Source organism: Streptococcus sp. 27098_8_22, assembly GCF_041432415.1.
GTDB lineage: Bacteria > Bacillota > Bacilli > Lactobacillales > Streptococcaceae > Streptococcus > Streptococcus pseudopneumoniae_M.
Genome location: NZ_JAPVZP010000011.1, coordinates 22,304 through 41,959, shown reverse-complemented (window position 1 = coordinate 41,959; position 19,656 = coordinate 22,304). Strand labels below are relative to the sequence as shown.

Genomic DNA, 19,656 nt, shown 5'->3' with positions numbered 1-19,656 from the left:
TATCTATCTACTCATTATACCACATTTTGATACATTACAGTTAAACTTTCGTTTTGGATAATCACGTGGAAATTTCAAAATATACACGAATAAAGACAAGAAAAATACTCTCTGTCCATCCTAAACAAAGAGTATTAGATTTTTACGTAAGATTCCACTCTTCTCTCAGCCAATCACAAAAATGTTGATAGCGTTGGTCGAGAGCTTCATGATGCCCATAAGCATCAAATGTGCAATAAGTCGAAGGGACTTTCTCTGAAATCAAATCATGTAGATTTCTAGCAAAAATAGGAGCCTTAGACAGACGGTTGGAATGATTGGCACCTTCTGTCTGACCATTTTGCAGATAAATAAGGCTTTGGCTCTGCATCAAGTCATGTTCCCTGCAAAAATCTGTAAAGTCTGGATACCAGAAGGAACCACAGATAGAGAAAATACAGGTCAAAGGAAGATAGCTACTATAGAGACTATAAACAGCAGCAAGCCCACCCAGTGAATAGCCACCATAGGCAATTCGACTTTCATCAATCAAGTAGTCCTTTTGCAAAGTTGTTAGAATCCCTTGAAAGAGCTTTTGATGGTATCGGTCTAGTCTTCCACCAAAGTCTGGTGCCCCTTCTTTCAAAGCCTTAGACTGCCAGGGTGTAAAGTCTTCCAGACGATTTTCTGGAATCAAGCCCACCAAAATCACAGATTGGGATAGGTCTGATAAATAATCCAGTTCCCCATCGTTTAAGAGCACAACTGGGTAGGCTTGTTTAGAGTCATAGGTTGAAGGAAGGCTGACCCTAACCTGAATCCCTTCCCAGTTAAACTCCTTATTTCTTGATAAAGTCATTGATTTTTTCAAGGGAATCAATCACTGCAGGACCGTAATCCATCAACTCATCGTAAGAGATAGTCATGATTTTTTGGTTCTTGATTGCTGGGACATTTTCCAAAACAGCATTTGCTTTCATCAAATCCACTGCTTTTTCATCCAACTTTTGATTGCGGTCACTGGTTACATAGATAATCAACTCTGGATCCATTGATACTAAGTTTTCCAAGGTCAAGCCAGATGTTCCTGTTGCGACATTTGTGTAACCAAGTTGATTGAGCAAGCTTTCTTGAAGGGCTGACTTGTAGGCACCAAAGGTTTCGTCGTTATAAGCAACCATAATCAAAGCTTTTTTCTTTTCACCTTGTGTTTCTGGGTTAGCTTTTTTAACCGCATCGATTTTAGCTTGCAATTGCTCTGCATATTGGTTAGCCTTGTCTTGGACATTGAAAATGGTACCAAGATTCTTCACATCCTCTACGATATTTCCCAAATCCTGTTGGATAGTTGAAAGTGAAGCTTTTTGCGTATAAACAGGGATTTTATTTTCATTCCAAGCACTGATAGTTCCCATTGACTTTTCAGAGAACATCATGTTCCGTCCCATCAAGGCATCTGGTTCATAAGAAAGAACAGTTTCTTGTGAGACTGATTTTTTATCACCAATGTGAGGAATGGCTTCAATAGCATCCTTGTATTTACCAGTTACAGCATTATCAGGATTGAGCATGCCAGCAATTTTATCTTGCAAACCGAGTTCAAGTAGGATTTCAGTTGTTGAGAGGTTGTTGGTGATGACCTTTTCAGGTGCCTTTTCAAATACTTGTTCGACTTCGTTTCCTTTAGCATCATAAGTTTTGATAGTTACAGGATAGCTGGTTTCTGTATTAGCTTTTTGACTAGCTTCTGTTGTAGCCGGTGCCGTTGCTGTTTCTTTAGATGCGTTACCACAAGCTGCCAAAGATAAGGTAGCTACTGTTACAAGTAAAATACTAAGTGTTTTTTTCATGTTTTTATTTTCCTTTTTAATTTTTATAAATAGTGAATCATGGCTTGCTGATCTTCTGTCCAAGTTACCTTACTTTGAACGCCATAGACAGCCTGCAATGACTCGGGTGTGATGGTCTCTTTTGGAGTACCTTGGTAAACAATCTCCCCTTCTTTCATTAGGTAGAGATAGTCTGAATAGCGACAAGCTAGTTGAATATCATGTAATACTGCTAGTACATTGATATTGAGATGTTTGACAATGGTTAACAAGTCTAGCTGGTACTTGATATCCAAATGATTGGTCGGTTCGTCTAAGAGCAGGAGAGTCGGTTCTTGTGCCAAGGCACGTGCCAACAAAACCCGCTGCTTCTCTCCTCCTGACAAAGAAGAGTAGAGTCGATTTCTCTTTTCGAGCATATCTACCTTGACCAGAGCATTCTCAACCAAAACAAAATCTCTGTCTTTTTCTTTTTGTAAGAAAGAGAGATGGGGTGTTCTGCCCAGCATGACAATTTCCTCAACCGTACAATCAAATTGTAACTGATTAAACTGCGTGACGACTGCCATCTGCTTTGCCGTTTCCTTGACGCTCAATTGTTCCAGTGGCTTTCCATTTAGAGAAATCAAGCCCTGATCAGGCTTTTCCTGTCGATAGAGGAGTTTCAGCAAGCTAGTCTTCCCACTGCCATTTGGTCCTAAAATGGTATGAAATTGGTTGCCCTCAAGTATAAGTGAGACCCCTTTGAGAATTTTTTTCTCTCCGATTCCAAAGTGAATATCCTGGCACATTAAGTCCATATCAGACCCTCACCTCCCTTCGTCTACTTCCAACCATGTAGATAAAGAAAGGTGCACCTACTAAGGCTGTGAAGATACCAATCGGAAGTTCAGCATTCTGAATCAAGACACGAGCAAGAACATCTGCCCAAACGACAAAGAGGGCACCTAGTAAAGTAGCTATCGGAAATAGCCTTCTGTAATTTGTCCCAATCAAACTTCGGGCTAGATGAGGTGTGATGAGGCCAACAAAACCAATAATCCCACAGGTCGATACCAAGATAGCTGTCATCACAGCAACTATCGTTACATAAAGATACCAGTAAAACCGTAGAGGAATCCCCAAGGTCAAGGCAGCTTCATCTCCCATCATCATGGCATTAAAAACACGATATTGGGTAGAGAAAAATAAAAAGGCCATTCCCACGACTACTGCTGGCAAAGTTAAGTGAGCCCAGGAGGTCCCCGCTAAAGAACCCATGGTCCAAAACTTGATGGTCATAACGCTATCAGCATTGGCCCCAATAGAGATAATAAAGTTTGAAAAAGCCAAAAATAGTGCATTCACGACCGTTCCTGATAAAATCAGGCTGGAAGTTGTCATCCTGCCTTGCATAGAAGCAATCAGAAGGACTGCAACTGTTGCCACAAGCGCTCCAAGGAAAGAACCTAGACCAATCAAAACTTTAAATCCAAGAATAATACTCAAAGTTGCTCCAAAGGTTGCCCCGGCGGAAATCCCTAATACATAGGGCTCTGCTATTGGATTATTGACTGTTGACTGCATGACACTGCCACACATGGAAAGGCCTGCACCCACAATCAATCCAAGAAAAACCCGTGGCAATCTCATATTCCAAACAATAGCAAGTGTAGACTTCGAAAGGTCTCCTATATCCAGAGGGGCCCCCATCTTACTCAAAATAATCCGATAAGTATCACTCAAGCTAATTTGAACTGAACCCATAGAAACTGCCAGAAACAGAGAAATCCCCAAAGCTCCGAGCAACAGAGATAGGAGAAAAACATATCGCAGGTTTTGATGGCTTCCAGAAGATTTGGAAAGCATGAAACCCTCCTTTAACAAAAATTAAAAATTTAGATAATTTTCATAAATAGTATACCACATTTCCAAGGCAGGAACAAGGCTAGAAAGATACAGCTAAAAAGACTATTAAAACTAGATAGCTGATTGAGCTCAAGCTAAAATCCTAGTGAACAAAAAAAGCTCCCCGAAGAGAGACCTTTCTGGTTTATTTTACCTTACAGTGCTAGGAACCATAACCGAAGATCATACTTGAGTATATCGAGGTAAGGTGACAAACATAAAAAGACTACTCAATCGAGTAGCCTTACTTTCAAGATATGCTCAATTGAACACGACATTAGCACTTAGCAAAAACAAAAAAGCCCTCTGAAGTCAGAGAGCTGATTTGAGCTCAGGCTAAAATCCTAGTGAAAAGATGAAACTCCTTGTGTTCATGGAACACTGTGTCCTTTCCCTATTTTCATACGGATTTCTTACGCCCTTAGCATCATGATTTTTACTGGATAAAACGTTTATAGACTAGACGGCAAGCCGAAGATTGTACAAAAATGTTAGTGAAATAAAAAATCTCCCCGAAGGGAGATCATTCTGGTTTATTTTACCTTACAGTGCTAGGAACCGTAACCGAAGATTATACTTGAGTATATCGAGGTAAGGTGACAACGCAATGTGAGTGGAAAATAAAGCAGATTAGCGACGAAGTCCTAGAGAGTTGATTAACTCACGGTAACGGTTAACGTCGTTTTTACGCAAGTATGCAAGCAAGTTACGACGGCGACCGATTTTCTTCATCAATCCACGGTAAGTAGCGTGGTCTTTTTTGTGTTGTTTGATGTGTTCGTTAAGGTGGTTGATTTCCCAAGTAAGGACAGCAACTTGAACCTCTACTGAACCTGTATCACCTTCGTGACGTGCATATTGTGCGATGATTTCATTTTTTTTCTCTTTTGAGATTGCCATGATGTTTCTCCTTTTTATTTGGCTTCATCCGAGTGACAGGTTGGCATGCCTGTAACCAAGAAGAAGTTATTTGTCTTTACGACAATTTCTATTCTACCAATAACTAAGTTCTTTGTCAACTGATTTACTATCCATACCACAAATATGCTATAATAGTTATAGGAAGGATATCTAAGTATACAGCTTGAAAAGTGAGGTGATTACCATGCGTAAATTTCTCAAATATCTCCCCTACTATCTGGTCGTATTTTTCTTTTATTGGCCACTTTATGAGTTGTTCTTGTTAGTTGTTTCTGACCCCCTTTTGCTCAAGGGTCTCTACATTAATAATATTCTATTCTATACACCTTTAGTAATCCTTATCGTATCGCTACTCTATAGCTACCGTTTCCGTTTCTCACTTTGGTGGTTACTGGGTAACGGACTGCTCTATTGCTTTACTATCATACCTTTTGGTGAATTTATCTGGACTTACTTTTTAGCCTATGAAATCTTTGCCATAGTAGGTATGGCTATCGGTGCCTCTATTAAGAATCTGGTGCAAAAACTGAAAAACAAAAAACTTTCACAAAATCCTTGAAAAATCTCGCAATCATGCTATAATAATGCATAGAGACAAGTCACTTAGAATCTTTCTTTTAGAGAGTGCGTGGTTGCTGAGAACGCATAGGAAGTCTAAACTGATACTACTCTACTAACTTTTATGCAAACATAAAACGGTGGCCACGTTAGAGCCTATCAGAGGTGTCCCTCTTTTTTGAGGAACATAAATGAAGGTGGAACCACGTTGCGACGTCCTTTTAGGAGGTCGCTTTTTGTTTTTCTTGATTTAAAACTGCAAGAATAGGGAAACACCTCTGCTCTAGAAATAATTGATAACTAATATAAGGAGAATATCATGATTAAGATTACTTTCCCTGATGGCGCTGTTCGTGAATTCGAATCAGGCGTTACAACTTTTGAAATTGCTCAATCCATCAGCAATTCTCTAGCTAAAAAAGCTCTTGCTGGTAAATTCAACGGCAAACTCATCGACACTACTCGTGCTATCACTGAAGATGGAAGCATCGAAATCGTGACACCAGATCACGAAAATGCCCTTGACATCTTGCGTCACTCTGCTGCTCACTTGTTTGCCCAAGCTGCTCGTCGCCTTTTCCCAGACATTCACTTGGGTGTCGGTCCAGCTATCGAAGATGGTTTCTACTATGATACAGACAACCAAGCTGGTCAAATCTCTAACGAAGACCTTCCTCGTATCGAAGAAGAAATGCAAAAAATCGTTAAAGAAAACTTCCCATCTATTCGTGAGGAAGTGACTAAAGATGAAGCGCGTGAAATTTTCAAAAACGATCCATACAAGTTAGAATTGATCGAAGAACACTCAGAAGACGAGGGTGGCTTGACCATCTACCGTCAAGGTGAGTATGTAGACCTTTGCCGTGGCCCACACGTCCCATCAACTGGTCGTATCCAAATCTTCCACCTTCTTAACGTAGCTGGTGCTTACTGGCGTGGAAATAGCGACAATGCGATGATGCAACGGATCTACGGTACTGCCTGGTTTGACAAGAAAGACTTGAAGAACTACCTTCAAATGCGTGAAGAAGCCAAAGAACGTGACCACCGTAAACTTGGTAAAGAATTGGATCTCTTTATGATTTCTCAAGAAGTGGGTCAAGGTCTTCCATTCTGGTTGCCAAATGGTGCGACGATCCGTCGTGAGTTGGAACGCTATATCGTTGATAAAGAAGTCGCAGCAGGTTACCAACACGTCTACACTCCACCAATTGCTTCTGTAGAACTTTATAAGACTTCAGGTCACTGGGATCACTACCGTGAAGACATGTTCCCACCAATGGATATGGGGGATGGGGAAGAATTCGTTCTTCGTCCAATGAACTGTCCTCACCACATCGAAGTTTACAAACACCATGTGCACTCTTACCGCGAATTGCCAATCCGTATCGCTGAAATCGGTATGATGCACCGTTATGAAAAATCTGGTGCTCTCACAGGACTTCAACGTGTGCGTGAAATGTCTCTGAATGATGGTCATACCTTTGTGGCTCCAGAACAAATCGAGGAAGAATTCAAGAAGATCCTTCAATTGATCATCGATGTGTATGAAGACTTTAACTTGACAGATTATCGTTTCCGCTTGTCTTACCGTGATCCTGAAGACAAACACAAATACTTTGATAACGATGAAATGTGGGAAAATGCTCAACGCATGTTGAAAGCTGCCGTTGATGATATGGGTGTTGAGTACTATGAAGCTGAAGGGGAAGCAGCCTTCTACGGACCAAAATTGGATATCCAAGTGAAAACAGCTCTTGGTAAAGAAGAAACTCTTTCAACTATCCAACTGGACTTCTTGCTTCCAGAACGCTTTGATCTTCATTACATTGGAGCAGACGGTGAAGAACATCGCCCAGTTATGATCCACCGTGGGGTTATCTCAACTATGGAACGCTTCACAGCGATCTTGATTGAGAACTACAAGGGTGCCTTCCCAACATGGCTGGCACCACACCAAGTAACCCTTATCCCAGTATCTAACGAGAAACACGTGGACTACGCTTGGGAAGTGGCTAAGAAGCTCCGTGACCGTGGTGTCCGTGCAGACGTGGATGAGCGCAATGAAAAAATGCAGTTCAAGATTCGTGCGTCTCAAACTCAAAAGATTCCTTACCAATTAATCGTTGGAGACAAGGAAATGGAAGAGCAAGCCGTAAACGTTCGCCGTTATGGTCAAAAAGAAACTGAAACTATGCCGGTAGACGCATTTGTAGAATTGATTCTTGCAGATATCGCTAACAAATCTCGTGTTGAGAAATACGATTACGATATGATATAATTCTCGATTTTACTGACCAATAATTGAGCAATCCCTATTCGAATTTTGTCATAAGAGATAAAACCTGGGATAAAAATTCCAGCTAAATAAAGAAGCAACAACTGAAAACGTTGTTGCTTCTTTATTTAGTCTGAGCTAGTAGTGATTGGTCAAACCACCACAAATAGTATCCTCATCAATAATCCTTTCTATCCATTAACTTTTGGATATAGGATATCCTCCCAAGATTTGCTTCCATGAGTTAGATAAGTTGACTATCCTCAATCCTTGTCTGCCTCATTTTCTTTTACGAGATCGTTTTGTGAATCTTTTTCAGAGAGTTTTTGATCGATATACTGGTTAATGGTTTCGTAAAATTCCTTGGTCGTCTCACTATCTAATTTTGTCGAATTATGGACTTGATTGACTTTCAATTGAACAGATTGAATACCGTAAGAGGCCTGCTTTTGGCGAATGGTTTCTAATTCTTCTTCTGAAATCGGATCTCCAACAACCGTCAAGACCAATTCATTGTTCCTTGACTTGTAGACTTGATTAATGACCGTATGATTGGCGAACTCTTTTCCTACAAATTGTTTGATCCCTTCTTTTCGTGCTTGATCCATCGTCAGAGTGACTGCTGAATAGCTAGCTGGAAGAACCAATAATACAATCAAGGAGATCAACCCAATTCTCATTTTAATGTTTAGCTCTTTAAATGAACTTAAAGGAGATTTTCTCATCATAATTCTTGTTCCAACAATGTTGGCTAGCATGATAAAGACACAGTTAATCAAGAAAAGATAGAGGGCCCCAAATAAAAATCGTACATTTCCATTAGCTAAACCATAGCCTGCAGTACAGATAGGTGGCATCAGAGCTGTTGCAATGGCTACTCCTGGCACGATATTGTTTGCTTCTTTTTTCCTTGAACCAATTACGCCTGCTATCCCACCAGCAATAGCAATGAGAACATCCCAAATGGTTGGAGAGGTTCGTGCAATCAACTCACTACTTGCATAAGATAAGGGAGAAATCCAGAAATACAGAGTCGAGACAAGCAAGCTGACCAATACTTGAGTAAATAAAACCTCTAGAGATTGCTTGATTAAACGCGTATCAAAAATAGCTAAACCAAACCCCAGTCCAACAATCGGTGTCATAAGAGGGGAAATCAGCATGGCTCCAATAACGACTGCTGTTGAGTTCATATTTAGACCTATAGAGGCAATAAAAATCGCACACATCAAAATCACTGTATCTCTTAATCGAACATGAAGGTCATCATATAGTTTCTCGCGGAATTCACGTGTTGAATAGTTTCCGGACATTGGTTACTCCTTTTATTTCATATAATCTTGTTTCTGCATGGATGATGGTAGAGAGACTTCTGTCCAATCTTACATATTTTTAATTCTCATCTGTAATTCTTTTGAACATTATCTTTTAAATATCCGTCAGTCCATCCTACATATTATATCAAAAATTTTACAGTCTTTCCCTGAAGAAATCAATTAATTTAAAAGATAGAGAAGGGAAGAAATTTTTGTATCCTTATCCGAAGAAGAAAAACGATATCTCCTCTGAAAGTAGATACCTTTTTAATGTTTAAACATGATGAGTTTGTAGCAGCAATCCTAGCTGATATCGCCAATAAATCACCTGTTGAGAAATAAAAGTTAAAACCTGGTACAAAATCCCAGCTACTAAAAAAGAGGCTAGGACAAAAATCCTAGCCTCTCAATTGTATTTGGATTGTCGAGCAAGACGCAGTGGTTGAGTGGGCTCTACTACGCTGATTTCATCAGCTTTTACAGCCCTACTCAACTGTGCGGAGGTGGAACGACGAAATCGAATTCTAACGAATTAACGATTTCTGTCCCACTCTCTTTTTTGATGTTTCTGTTTTTACATTTGAACAATTCTACGATAGCTTCTTGAAGTAATCATAAAGATAAGTACGTAGATGAGGGCAAAGATACCACAAATAGAAAGTGTTACACTTAACATCATGGCTGAATCAACAACACCAACGACCTTGAGAATCAGGCTCAACATGTGATAAGCAAAAGCCAGATGAAGAAAGGCAAAGGCCAGAGGTAGGAAGAAAACAGTCAAGACTTGTTTATTAATGGTTTGCTTGATTTGTTTTTGGTCTAAGCCAACTTTTTGCAGGATGACAAAGCGTTCACGGTCTTCATAACCTTCTGAGATTTGTTTATAGTAGATAACGAGAACTGTACCTACCATAAAGATGATAGAGAGGAAAATTCCAATAAAGAGAACTCCTCCAAAGAGAGCGTTCATTTCGACAGTTGACTCACTCGCAATGTTTGCACCGTAAACCATACCATTCTCGTTCTTGAGATTGTGACTGAAATTATCAGAGTAGTTTTCAAAATCATCTGCAAGTTTGAGTTGTTCCTCTTTACTTGCCGTCACATCCATTCCACCATATAACTGAGTGTATATAGCAGAATCCTGGTATTTATCTAAAAAGTCCTGCAAATTTGAGACAACAAGGTAGTTATAATCTGAGATCAAAAGTACATACTGGTTAGCAACATGGTCTCTGAGGAAATCTTGCTGAATTTCTTGCTTGATCGTATAGTTCTGATTGTTAAGACTGAATGCTTTTTGACCTTTAAGGCCATCGTTCTTAGCGAATAGTCCCACCTCATTATTCGTAAGGTTCAGCTTTTGTCCAGTCATTTTTTCATAATCCTTTTGATCAAAGACTAGGAAAACTGTCTTGGGCATAACACTATTTTGACCTTTTTCAAAGGTGGTTAATTTGGTACCATCTTGACTAGAAAGGCCGAAACTTGCATAGCTAAGAACATCCTTAGTGCTGATTGTTAGGTTCTTTTCGCTAGCGTATTGAGTCAAAAGCTTGTCTAAATCCTCAACTTCTACATTTTGTCCTGAAATTGACATATCGTGAGGATACAGGAGTTTTTTAATATTTTCAGAACCATTGTAGATACTGGTTGCTGCTGACATGGTGACCAAAACCATGGTGGAAAGGATGGCAATAGTCGCTAAACCAACCGCATTTTTCTTCATACGGAAAATGAGGTTAGAAACAGAGATGAGATTATTAGGTTTGTAGTAATATTTCTTGTTTTTCTTGAGCATTTTCAAGAAAACTGTAATCCCAGCATTGAACAAGAGATAGGTTCCTAAAATGACCAGTATTACAGCTAAAAAGAAGGTAGAAATAGCTAATAGAGCATTTGTTACGCTTTGAGCTAGATAATAGCCACTACCTAAAGAGAGTAGTCCCAAGATTGTCTGAAACACTAGGAAACGGCCCTTCTTCTCACCTTTTGCTTTCTCACGAGATAGTTGGAGAGCATCCATACGGATAATGCGGATAGCATTTAGGAAGACAATGACTAAGAAGATAAAACCAAATACCAGAAGGATGGAAAGGACTACGGACCATTGGAATGTGGCTACTAACTCCACTTTCATCTTTGAAAGTTTGAGCAATAAAGCGAAAATCAGATTATCAAAGAGGGCACCAATTCCAATCCCAGCAGTGACTGTTACTAGCCCAAATATCAAGAGTTCCTTAAAGGTCATACCAATCAAATGGCGTTTTTCTAAGCCCAACATGCCATATATGCCCAGTTCTTTGGAACGATTTTTCATGACAAAACTATTGGCATAAAGTACGATAATGGCAGATGCAAGTGTCACTACGATCAGACCTAGTTGAAGGGTAAATTGAATAGAAGATCCACCCCGCATTTCTACCATTTTAGGATTAAAAGTTAATGAATAAAATAGATAGCTGATAGTAACTGCAAGGAGAACTGCTAGTGCAAAAGGGTAATAGAGTTTGCGGTTTTTGATTAAGTTGGAGATGGCCAACTTATTGGTTAATCGAAACATACTAGTTCACCTCACTTGCCATAACAGTCAAGGTGTCAGAGATTTCTTGGAACATCTGACGATCTGTCTTTTCACCACGGTAGATTTGATTATAGAGAATACCGTCCTTGATGAAAATGACACGTTTAGCACGGCTGGCTGCAGCTGTTGAGTGGGTTACCATGAGAATGGTTTGACCTCGCTCGTTAATCTCATCGAAGACATCTAGCAGTGCTGTAGATGACTTAGAGTCTAGGGCTCCTGTTGGCTCATCAGCGAGGAGAATTTCTGGCTCTGTGATGATAGCCCTTGCAACTGCTACCCTTTGTTTTTGCCCTCCAGAGATTTCATAAGGGTACTTCTCCTGCAATTGATTGATGCCAAGATTTTCGGCCGTCACGACCAATTTTTTCATCATTTCTGTAATAGGCTTTCTAGACAAGACCAAAGGGAGTAAGATATTGTCTTTAACAGAAAGCGTATCTAACAAATTGAAGTCTTGGAAGACAAAGCCTAACTTTTCCCGACGGAAGCTTGATGCTTCAGAATTTTTAATGGTAGCTGTATCAGTTCCATTCAGATAGACCTGACCACGAGTTGGCTTGTCAAGCATAGCAAGAATATTGAGTAGGGTCGATTTACCAGAACCAGATTCACCCATGATAGCAACGTAGTCGCCTTTTTCAACGGTAAAGTGAATATCTTTCAGGGCTTCTACTTGGTTGCCTTGAAAGCGAGTTTTATAAATCTTTTGAACGTGTTTTACATCTAATAGTGTCATTTTAACTTCTCCTTTTTAATATCCCATTAATTGAAACTGAGCTTGCATCATTTCGATGCCGATTTGAACTCGCTCGATATCCTTTGGACTCGGCTTACTTGTATGTTTCTTTTGTAAAATTGTTTTCATGGTTTCTCTCCTTTTTCTTTATGCTCTAAGTTTACTCCAAAAAAAGATGGCTTGCCATAACATAACCTTACAAAAGAGGCCTTTAATCTTACATTTTTGTAAGATTACATTTTTATCTAATTGAAGCCTTTTTTCTCACTATATCAAGGTCTAAAGAAGAGCTTGAAAGGTTTCTTCCAAGCTCTTCACAATTCTTTTCATTCAATCAGTAAATTCACTTCAGAGAACTTAATCCTCACAGTTGTTCCTTGCCCAAGCTCTGATTCGATACGGATTTGATGTCCTAATTCTTGGCTGATTTTCTGGGTTAGATAGAGTCCAAGTCCAGATGACTGCTGGGTCATTCGACCATTATAGCCTGAAAATCCGCGTTCAAAGACTCGCAATTGATCACTGTTTTTGATGCCAATCCCAGTATCCTTGATGCAAAGTTCTTGACCATCCATATAGACTTCAATTCCACCTACATTTGTGTACTTGAGGCTATTTGACAGGATTTGTTCAATGACTACCAACAGCCACTTCTTATCCGTCACAATGCTTCTATCCAAGTCATGCAGATTGATGCTAAGACCTTTCTGAATAAAGAAAAGGGCATATTTGCGAATGACTTCCTTGACCAAATCTTCTATATTTTCTTTCTTCAAAACCAAATCATCATGGAAGCTTTCTAAGCGTAGATATTGGAGTACGAGATTGGTATAGGAATCAATCTTAAAAATTTCCTGCTCCAACTGTTGTTTCAGTTGGCGATCTGCCACCTCACTTACAAGGAGTTTACTGGCTGCAATTGGTGTTTTTATCTGATGAACCCAGAGTGTATAGTAGTCCACCAAATCATTGTAGCGGTTTTCAGCATCTGATTTCTTTTGATAGAGTTCAGATTCACTTTTCTCTAATTTTTCAGTTAGAAGGACTTCCATTGGTGACTTAGCTTTTCTTTCGCCATAGAGCAATTCCTTACGATAACGTTGCAATTCTATCAAGAAATCAAATACCAAAAACAAAAATGTCAAAAATGTAGATAGAAAGAAGAAATAGTTAAAGTAGGGCACTTGACTAACAAATAGGACATCAAAAAGAAAGATGAGACCCGTCAATAACAGAATAAAAGTAAAAAAACGGCTACGCGAACGGATATAAGCTAGAAAAAAACTTTTAAGTTCAAGCATGTTTCAATCCGTACCCTATTCCTTTCTTGGTTTCAATAAAACCAATCAAACCTTCTTCCTCCAATTTCTTACGCAAACGAGCGACATTAACGGACAAGGTATTGTCGTCAATAAAAAAGTCACTGTTCCAGAGTTCCCGCATCAAATCATCACGCGCTACGATATTTCCCGCATGTTCAAATAAAACCCGCAAAATCTGAAATTCATTCTTTGTTAAACTGATAGCTTTGCCATTGACATGCACATCCATCGACTTGGTATTGAGAATAACTCCAGCATACTCTAGGAGACTCTCATCCCGTCCAAACTCATAAGAGCGGCGCAATAATCCCTGTACCTTAGCTAAAAGGACCTGCTGGTCAAAAGGCTTGGTCACAAAATCGTCAGCTCCCATATTAATAGCCATCACGATATCCATAGCCTGGTCTCTTGATGACAGAAACATAATAGGAACTTTGGAAATCTTGCGAATCTCCTGGCACCAGTGATAACCATTAAAGAGAGGCAAGCCGATATCCATGAGAACCAGATGAGGTTGAGATTGAACAAATAGTGTCAGAACTTCCATAAAGTCTTCTACCATAACTACTTCAAAACCCCATTCAGAGAGCATTTTCCCAACTTGCTGACGGATTACTGGATCATCTTCTACTAGTAAAATCTTATGCATCTGCTCCTCCTTTTTTTATATTATAGCAAAATTCTTCTGACTACTAGCGAAATTGATGTAAATCTGATATGATAAAAGTTAAGAAAGGAATTCTCATGGCCAATATTTTTGACTACCTAACTGACGTTCAATACGATTCTTTTTATGATCTTCCCTTAAATGAACTGGATATACTTGCTCTGACTGAGTTGACCTATCTTTCTTTTGATAACCTATTGGACCAGCCTGTCAATCGTTTAAGCGATGTTGCAACACGTGTCCCTCGAGAAAGTACCATGTTGACCAATAAAGAACGACTTCAGCTCCTCAATCAGTTATCCCAACACAAACGTTTTAAAAATAGCAAACTTTCTAATTTTGTCAACGAGGTCGACACAGAACTTCAAAAGCAGTTCGCTGCTATGACCTATCGTCTGAACCTAGATACTTATCTGATTGTCTTTCGTGGCACAGACGACAGTATTATTGGCTGGAAGGAAGATTTCCATATGACCTACATGAAGGAAATCCCTGCCCAAAAGGATGCTCTTGAATACTTGGAAGATTTCTTTACCCAACATCCAAAACAAAACGTCATGCTTGCTGGACATTCTAAAGGTGGGAATCTAGCCATCTATGCTGCTAGTCAAATCCAACCTGAATTGCAGGAAAAGATATCTGCGATTTATACCTACGATGCCCCTGGTTTGCAGGCTCATCTGACTGAAACCACTGGTTATCAAGATGTTATTCCAAAAATTCGCCGCTATGTCCCACAGGGATCTGTCATTGGCATGATGCTAGAAGTCCCTGATACACCTATCGTCGTCAAGTCTACAGCTCTCGGCGGTATCGCCCAACACAGTACCTTTAGTTGGCTGACAGAGGGACACCACTTTGTCCAACTAGAGGCCATCAGTAGCGAAAGTCTCCAAATCAAAGACACTCTTAAAGAATGGGTGGACAGTGTGCCCGATAAAGAACTGGAACTCTACTTTGATCTCTTTTTCGGAACCATCCTAGAATCTGGAATCAGCTCCATTAATGAACTGTCTTCTAAAAATGCTATTGACCATGTTCGACAACTTGTTTCTCAAGCTCAGACTCTGGAGCCTGAGCAAGTTGAAATCTTAAAAAATCTGACACAACTCCTGCTGGATGCTCGTTTCCATGCCTGGAAAAATCATTTTTAATCAAAAACAAGGTCTCTTCGCTCAAGGGACTTTCTTCTTGATTCCTTATTTTATGCTTCTATGTTATACTAATAGGAGTATATTCTTTGAAAGAGGAAATCCTATGAAAATCCACAAAACTGTGAATCCTGTTGCCTATGAAAACACTTATTATCTTGAAGGGGACCAGCACCTGATTGTTGTTGATCCGGGTAGCCATTGGGAAGCCATTCGCAAGACTATCGAGACCATCAATAAACCAGTCTGCGCTATCCTCTTGACCCATACCCACTACGACCATATTATGAGTCTAGACTTGGTCAGAGATACTTTCGGAAATCCTCCCGTATATGTGGCAGAAAGCGAAGCTGCTTGGCTCTTTACTCCTGTCGACAATCTTTCTGGCCTTCCTCGACACGACGATATGGCAGACGTCGTATGTAAACCAGCTGAACATACCTTTGTCTTTCATGAAGAATACCAGATTGAGGAGTTCCGCTTCACTGTATTACCAACTCCAGGCCACTCTATCGGAGGAGTTTCATTTGTTTTTCCAGATGGGCACTTGGTCTTAACGGGAGATGCCCTTTTCCGAGAAACCATTGGTCGGACAGATTTGCCAACTGGTAGCATGGAACAACTCCTTCATAGTATTCAAACCCAGCTCTTCACTCTCCCAAACTACGATGTCTATCCAGGACATGGTCCAGCTACGACTATCGCTCACGAAAAAACCTTTAACCCATTTTTTTAGCAAGCTAAAAACCAAGGATCAAACATCCTTGGTTTTTGTATTACCAAATAATCACGCGGTCTTCTGGTGAGCGCCACATGCCGTCGCCTTCTTTGACATCATAGGTCGTAAAGAAGTCATCAAAGTTTGGCACTTGGACATTGACACGGAGTTTAGCTGGAGCGTGTACATCAACGCTGGCCATGAGTTTCATCAACTCTGGACGACCTTTCATACGCCAGATACGAGCAAAGTTGTTGAAGAACTCTTCAGCTGAGAAGTCAGGTTCTCTCTTGGCAGCTTCAAGGGCAGCAGCAATTCCTCCAAGGTCCGCAACGTTTTCGGATACAGTCAATTTCCCATTGATTTTTGCACCGTAAGATTCTTGACCATCAAACTGGTCGATAACCTTCTGTGTTTTCTCTTTGAAGGCTGCATAGTCGCTTTCTGTCCACCAATCCTTGAGGCTTCCATTTTCATCAAAGGAAGCTCCATTGGTATCAAAGGCGTGAGAAATTTCATGGGCAATAACCGCACCTATCCCACCGTAGTTGGCAGAAGATGACTGATGCAAGTCATAGAATGGCGCCTGTAAAATAGCAGCTGGAAAGACAATCAAGTTCTTTTGTGGATTGTAGTAGGCATTGACCATATGAGCAGGCATGCCCCACTCTTTGTAGTCAACTGGCTGGTTCCACTTGCTCCAGCTGTGTTTGATTTCTACACGCGCAAAGGCTAGGGCATTCTCAAATAGGCTAGCAGATTCATCCACTATCTTATCCTTGTAGCGAGCTGGCAGTTCTTCTGGGTATCCGATATAAGGCTTGATGACGTTGAGTTTGACAATAGCTTTTTCTCGTGTTTCAGGAGTCAGCCAGTCGTTCTTAGCCAAGCGTTCCTTATAAACGTCAATCATAGTTGCTACTTTTTTCTCTACATCCGCCTTTGCTTCTGGAGAGAATTTTTCATGGGCATACCAAAGTCCGAGAGCTTGTTTGAATGGTCCTTGCGCTAAATGATAAGCCGCCTTGCGTTTGTCTTGGGCTTCTGGAACACCTGAGAGAGCACGGCCATAAGCACCTGACAAGACACGAATCTCATCTGTCAAATAGCTTGTTGAAAGATTGACTACACCTAAGATCAAGGTTGCTTTGAGCAAAGGCCAAGCTTCTTCACTATAGAATTGCTCTGCTGCTTGCCAGAAGCGTTCCTCATCTACGATAACCTTATCTGGAGTTTGACCAGTCACTGCTTGGAAGAAGTCATCGAGAGGCAAGGCTGGTGCAAACTTTTTGAAATCTTCATAAGAGTATGGATGGTAGAGTTTGGCGTATTCTGAACTTTCTTCGTTTGAAAGTACGACTGCTGCGATACGACGGTCCAATTCCAATCGTTTCTCTAGCAAATCTGCGATTTCTTCATCTGAGAAATTATAGGCTTTGAGGAGATTACGAGTACTTTCTTTCCAAAGGTTCAATAATTCCTCACGCTGTGGATGGTCTTCCGCATAGTAGGTCGTATCAGGCAAGATTGTTCCTGGAGCACTAGCCCAGAGAACATTGGTTCTAGCATCCATAAAGTCAGGTGATACTCCAAATGGAAGGAAGTTTGGTTTACCAGCTAATTCAAATGCAGCTAGTTTACTTGCGAAATCCGCAAAACTTTCCAAATCTTGATATTCCTTAAGCATTGGAAGGACTGGCTCAATTCCATCTGCTTCACGCTTGTCGAAATCTCTGACCATAGCGTGGTATTTGACAAAGTTTGTTAGGATAGGATCTTCTGGAACATCTTCTCCAGCCAACCACTTGTCCGTCGTCGTTAGCATCAACTCTTCGATTTCTTCGTCAAGGTCGATAAAACCACCTGTTCGTGATTTATCGGCTGGAATGACTGCAGTCTTTTCCCACTCACCATTTATAGCATCATAAAAATCATCTTGATAACGTGTCATCTTGTTCTCGCTTTCATTTTTCACTTATTCTTAGCTTAGCAAAAATCCCTGGGGAATGCAATTAAAAATACCATCTTCTCCTGATTGTTTTCATTATTAATATTTTAAATATTTACAAAATTAACTTGACTTAATTTTTATTTTAATGTATATTAAAAGAAAGGAGGAATATAACTGTATGATACGTATCGAAAACCTCAGTGTCTCCTACAAAGAAACGTTGGCACTAAAGGATATTTCACTAGTGCTCCAAGGACCAACGATTACCGGAATTATTGGTCCAAACGGTGCTGGAAAATCAACCTTAATTAAAAGTATGCTGGGCATTATCCCGCATGAAGGACATGCTTTTATCGATGATAAAGAAATGAAAAAATCTCTCAAGAAAGTTGCCTATGTCGAGCAAAAAATTCATATCGACTACAACTTTCCTATCAAGGTAAAAGAATGTGTCTCTCTGGGACTCTATCCATCCATTCCACTCTTTCACACTTTAAAAGCAAACCACTGGCAAAAGGTAGCTGAGGCACTTGAAATTGTCGGACTTTCCGACTATGCAGAGCGCCAGATTAGTCAACTCTCTGGAGGACAATTCCAGCGAGTCTTGATTGCGCGCTGTTTGGTTCAAGAGGCTGATTATATTCTCTTGGACGAGCCTTTTGTGGGGATTGACTCGGTCAGTGAAGAGATTATCATGAACACTCTGAGAGATCTTAAAAAAGCTGGCAAGACGGTCCTTATCGTCCACCATGACCTGGGCAAGGTTGCCCATTATTTTGACCAGGTACTCCTTCTCAACAAGGAGCTAATAGCCTTTGGTCCAACTAAGGAGACCTTTACCCAAGCCAATCTCAAACAAGCTTATGGTGACCGACTCTTTTTCAATGGAGGTGACCTATGATTGCAGAATTTATAGATGGATTGCAGAATTTCCACTTTCTCCAAAATGCCTTGATTACAGCTGTTGTGATTGGGATTGTTGCTGGAGCGGTCGGATGCTTTATCATTCTCCGTGGGATGTCCCTTATGGGTGATGCTATTTCGCACGCTGTCTTACCTGGTGTGGCTCTTTCCTTTATTTTAGGAATTGACTTCTTTATCGGAGCTATCATCTTTGGACTGCTTGCCTCTGTCATCATCACCTACATCAAGGGGAACTCTATTATCAAGAGTGACACTGCCATTGGGATTACCTTTTCATCTTTATTGGCTCTTGGCATTATCTTGATTAGTGTGGCTAAAAGCTCGACTGACCTCTTCCATATTCTCTTTGGGAATATCTTGGCTGTGCAAGACATCGACATGTATATTACCATCGGTATGGGAGCTCTCATTCTCTTGATTATCGGGATTTTCTTCAAGCAACTCTTGATTACATCCTTTGATGAACTCCTAGCCAAAGCTATGGGCATGCCAGTTAATTTCTACCACTATCTACTCATGGTACTCTTGACTTTGGTGTCAGTGACTGCTATGCAAAGTGTCGGAACCATCCTTATCGTAGCCATGCTGATTACTCCAGCTGCGACAGCTTATCTTTACGCCAATAGTCTAAAGACCATGATTTTTCTTTCATCAGGCTTGGGAGCTCTAGCTTCTGTCTTGGGACTTTTTATCGGCTATAGCTTTAACCTGGCTGCTGGTTCAAGTATCGTCCTGACATCTGCCAGTTTCTTTCTTATCAGTTTCTTTATCGCCCCAAAACAACGCTATCTGAAACTGAAAAATAAAAAAATCAAATCATAATGAGGGA

General features: G+C 40.3%; 17 protein-coding genes. 6 read left to right on the top strand and 11 right to left on the bottom strand.

Annotated elements, in window-relative coordinates:
* Positions 1 to 142 precede the first annotated feature (142 nt).
* From O3633_RS09410 to rpsO, 5 genes are all read right to left on the bottom strand, one after another.
* Positions 143 to 838 carry an alpha/beta hydrolase-fold protein gene (locus tag O3633_RS09410; protein WP_371621117.1) on the bottom strand — a complete coding sequence of 232 codons (696 nt, stop codon included), beginning with the start codon at positions 836 to 838 and terminating at the stop codon, positions 143 to 145.
* Positions 819 to 1,829: an ABC transporter substrate-binding protein gene (locus tag O3633_RS09405; protein WP_371621116.1), complete on the bottom strand. Its 1,011-nt coding sequence runs from the start codon at positions 1,827 to 1,829 to the stop codon at positions 819 to 821. The genes O3633_RS09410 and O3633_RS09405 overlap by 20 nt, the downstream gene beginning before the upstream one ends.
* 23 nt (positions 1,830 to 1,852) lie before the next feature.
* Positions 1,853 to 2,608 carry an ABC transporter ATP-binding protein gene (locus tag O3633_RS09400; RefSeq protein ID WP_371621115.1) on the bottom strand — a complete coding sequence of 252 codons (756 nt, stop codon included), beginning with the start codon at positions 2,606 to 2,608 and terminating at the stop codon, positions 1,853 to 1,855.
* A 1-nt stretch (position 2,609) separates the two neighbouring features.
* On the bottom strand, positions 2,610 to 3,656 hold the full coding sequence (locus O3633_RS09395; protein ID WP_371621114.1) for a FecCD family ABC transporter permease: 1,047 nt from the start codon (positions 3,654 to 3,656) through the stop codon (positions 2,610 to 2,612).
* Between the two features lie 669 nt (positions 3,657 to 4,325).
* Complete coding sequence (gene rpsO, locus O3633_RS09390; protein ID WP_001018251.1) at positions 4,326 to 4,595, bottom strand: 30S ribosomal protein S15; 270 nt, start codon at positions 4,593 to 4,595, stop codon at positions 4,326 to 4,328.
* A 205-nt stretch (positions 4,596 to 4,800) separates the two neighbouring features.
* Between rpsO and O3633_RS09385 the strand changes: the two genes are divergently transcribed.
* Both O3633_RS09385 and thrS read left to right on the top strand, forming a co-directional pair.
* On the top strand, positions 4,801 to 5,175 hold the full coding sequence (locus O3633_RS09385) for a hypothetical protein (RefSeq protein WP_371621113.1): 375 nt from the start codon (positions 4,801 to 4,803) through the stop codon (positions 5,173 to 5,175).
* A gap of 318 nt (positions 5,176 to 5,493) precedes the next feature.
* Complete coding sequence (gene thrS / locus O3633_RS09380) at positions 5,494 to 7,455, top strand: threonine--tRNA ligase (RefSeq protein ID WP_049530953.1); 1,962 nt, start codon at positions 5,494 to 5,496, stop codon at positions 7,453 to 7,455.
* 260 nt (positions 7,456 to 7,715) lie between these two features.
* Here thrS and O3633_RS09375 read toward each other — a convergent pair whose 3' ends face one another.
* From O3633_RS09375 to O3633_RS09355, 5 genes are all read right to left on the bottom strand, one after another.
* A complete protein-coding gene (locus O3633_RS09375) occupies positions 7,716 to 8,765 on the bottom strand; it encodes a TIGR00341 family protein (protein WP_049530954.1) in 1,050 nt (349 codons plus the stop codon).
* 577 nt (positions 8,766 to 9,342) lie between these two features.
* Positions 9,343 to 11,334 (bottom strand): ABC transporter permease, encoded by a 1,992-nt coding sequence (locus O3633_RS09370; RefSeq protein WP_371621112.1) that lies wholly within the window; start codon positions 11,332 to 11,334, stop codon positions 9,343 to 9,345.
* Between the two features lies 1 nt (position 11,335).
* Positions 11,336 to 12,094 carry an ABC transporter ATP-binding protein gene (locus O3633_RS09365; RefSeq protein ID WP_371621111.1) on the bottom strand — a complete coding sequence of 253 codons (759 nt, stop codon included), beginning with the start codon at positions 12,092 to 12,094 and terminating at the stop codon, positions 11,336 to 11,338.
* A gap of 326 nt (positions 12,095 to 12,420) precedes the next feature.
* Positions 12,421 to 13,395: a sensor histidine kinase gene (locus O3633_RS09360; protein WP_049530957.1), complete on the bottom strand. Its 975-nt coding sequence runs from the start codon at positions 13,393 to 13,395 to the stop codon at positions 12,421 to 12,423.
* Complete coding sequence (locus tag O3633_RS09355; protein ID WP_049530959.1) at positions 13,388 to 14,065, bottom strand: response regulator transcription factor; 678 nt, start codon at positions 14,063 to 14,065, stop codon at positions 13,388 to 13,390. The genes O3633_RS09360 and O3633_RS09355 overlap by 8 nt, the downstream gene beginning before the upstream one ends.
* 95 nt (positions 14,066 to 14,160) lie before the next feature.
* Between O3633_RS09355 and O3633_RS09350 the strand changes: the two genes are divergently transcribed.
* Positions 14,161 to 15,237 carry a DUF2974 domain-containing protein gene (locus O3633_RS09350; protein ID WP_371621127.1) on the top strand — a complete coding sequence of 359 codons (1,077 nt, stop codon included), beginning with the start codon at positions 14,161 to 14,163 and terminating at the stop codon, positions 15,235 to 15,237.
* Positions 15,238 to 15,340: 103 nt separating this feature from the next.
* A complete protein-coding gene (locus O3633_RS09345) occupies positions 15,341 to 15,970 on the top strand; it encodes an MBL fold metallo-hydrolase (RefSeq protein WP_371621110.1) in 630 nt (209 codons plus the stop codon).
* A gap of 40 nt (positions 15,971 to 16,010) precedes the next feature.
* On the opposite strand, the gene O3633_RS09340 is transcribed toward O3633_RS09345, so the two are convergent.
* Positions 16,011 to 17,903 (bottom strand): M13 family metallopeptidase, encoded by a 1,893-nt coding sequence (locus tag O3633_RS09340; RefSeq protein WP_371621109.1) that lies wholly within the window; start codon positions 17,901 to 17,903, stop codon positions 16,011 to 16,013.
* Between the two features lie 178 nt (positions 17,904 to 18,081).
* Between O3633_RS09340 and O3633_RS09335 the strand changes: the two genes are divergently transcribed.
* The gene (locus O3633_RS09335) at positions 18,082 to 18,804 is read left to right on the top strand and encodes a metal ABC transporter ATP-binding protein (protein ID WP_371621108.1); all 723 of its coding nucleotides are present in this window, start codon (positions 18,082 to 18,084) and stop codon (positions 18,802 to 18,804) included.
* Positions 18,801 to 19,649, top strand: coding sequence for a metal ABC transporter permease subunit (locus tag O3633_RS09330; RefSeq protein WP_371621107.1), 849 nt, complete (start codon positions 18,801 to 18,803; stop codon positions 19,647 to 19,649). The genes O3633_RS09335 and O3633_RS09330 overlap by 4 nt, the downstream gene beginning before the upstream one ends.
* The last annotated feature ends 7 nt before the right edge of the window (positions 19,650 to 19,656 follow it).

Bases quoted from the DNA above. Each gene is read 5' to 3' on its own strand.
- O3633_RS09345 (WP_371621110.1), top strand. From the start codon at position 15,341: ATGAAAATCCACAAAACTGTGAATCCTGTTGCCTATGAAAACACTTAT.
- rpsO (WP_001018251.1), bottom strand. From the start codon at position 4,595: ATGGCAATCTCAAAAGAGAAAAAAAATGAAATCATCGCACAATATGCA.
- thrS (WP_049530953.1), top strand. From the start codon at position 5,494: ATGATTAAGATTACTTTCCCTGATGGCGCTGTTCGTGAATTCGAATCA.
- O3633_RS09355 (WP_049530959.1), bottom strand. From the start codon at position 14,065: ATGCATAAGATTTTACTAGTAGAAGATGATCCAGTAATCCGTCAGCAA.
- O3633_RS09395 (WP_371621114.1), bottom strand. From the start codon at position 3,656: ATGCTTTCCAAATCTTCTGGAAGCCATCAAAACCTGCGATATGTTTTT.
- O3633_RS09370 (WP_371621112.1), bottom strand. From the start codon at position 11,334: ATGTTTCGATTAACCAATAAGTTGGCCATCTCCAACTTAATCAAAAAC.
- O3633_RS09340 (WP_371621109.1), bottom strand. From the start codon at position 17,903: ATGACACGTTATCAAGATGATTTTTATGATGCTATAAATGGTGAGTGG.
- O3633_RS09400 (WP_371621115.1), bottom strand. From the start codon at position 2,608: ATGGACTTAATGTGCCAGGATATTCACTTTGGAATCGGAGAGAAAAAA.
- O3633_RS09410 (WP_371621117.1), bottom strand. From the start codon at position 838: ATGACTTTATCAAGAAATAAGGAGTTTAACTGGGAAGGGATTCAGGTT.
- O3633_RS09385 (WP_371621113.1), top strand. From the start codon at position 4,801: ATGCGTAAATTTCTCAAATATCTCCCCTACTATCTGGTCGTATTTTTC.
- O3633_RS09350 (WP_371621127.1), top strand. From the start codon at position 14,161: ATGGCCAATATTTTTGACTACCTAACTGACGTTCAATACGATTCTTTT.
- O3633_RS09360 (WP_049530957.1), bottom strand. From the start codon at position 13,395: ATGCTTGAACTTAAAAGTTTTTTTCTAGCTTATATCCGTTCGCGTAGC.
- O3633_RS09365 (WP_371621111.1), bottom strand. From the start codon at position 12,094: ATGACACTATTAGATGTAAAACACGTTCAAAAGATTTATAAAACTCGC.
- O3633_RS09405 (WP_371621116.1), bottom strand. From the start codon at position 1,829: ATGAAAAAAACACTTAGTATTTTACTTGTAACAGTAGCTACCTTATCT.
- O3633_RS09335 (WP_371621108.1), top strand. From the start codon at position 18,082: ATGATACGTATCGAAAACCTCAGTGTCTCCTACAAAGAAACGTTGGCA.
- O3633_RS09330 (WP_371621107.1), top strand. From the start codon at position 18,801: ATGATTGCAGAATTTATAGATGGATTGCAGAATTTCCACTTTCTCCAA.
- O3633_RS09375 (WP_049530954.1), bottom strand. From the start codon at position 8,765: ATGTCCGGAAACTATTCAACACGTGAATTCCGCGAGAAACTATATGAT.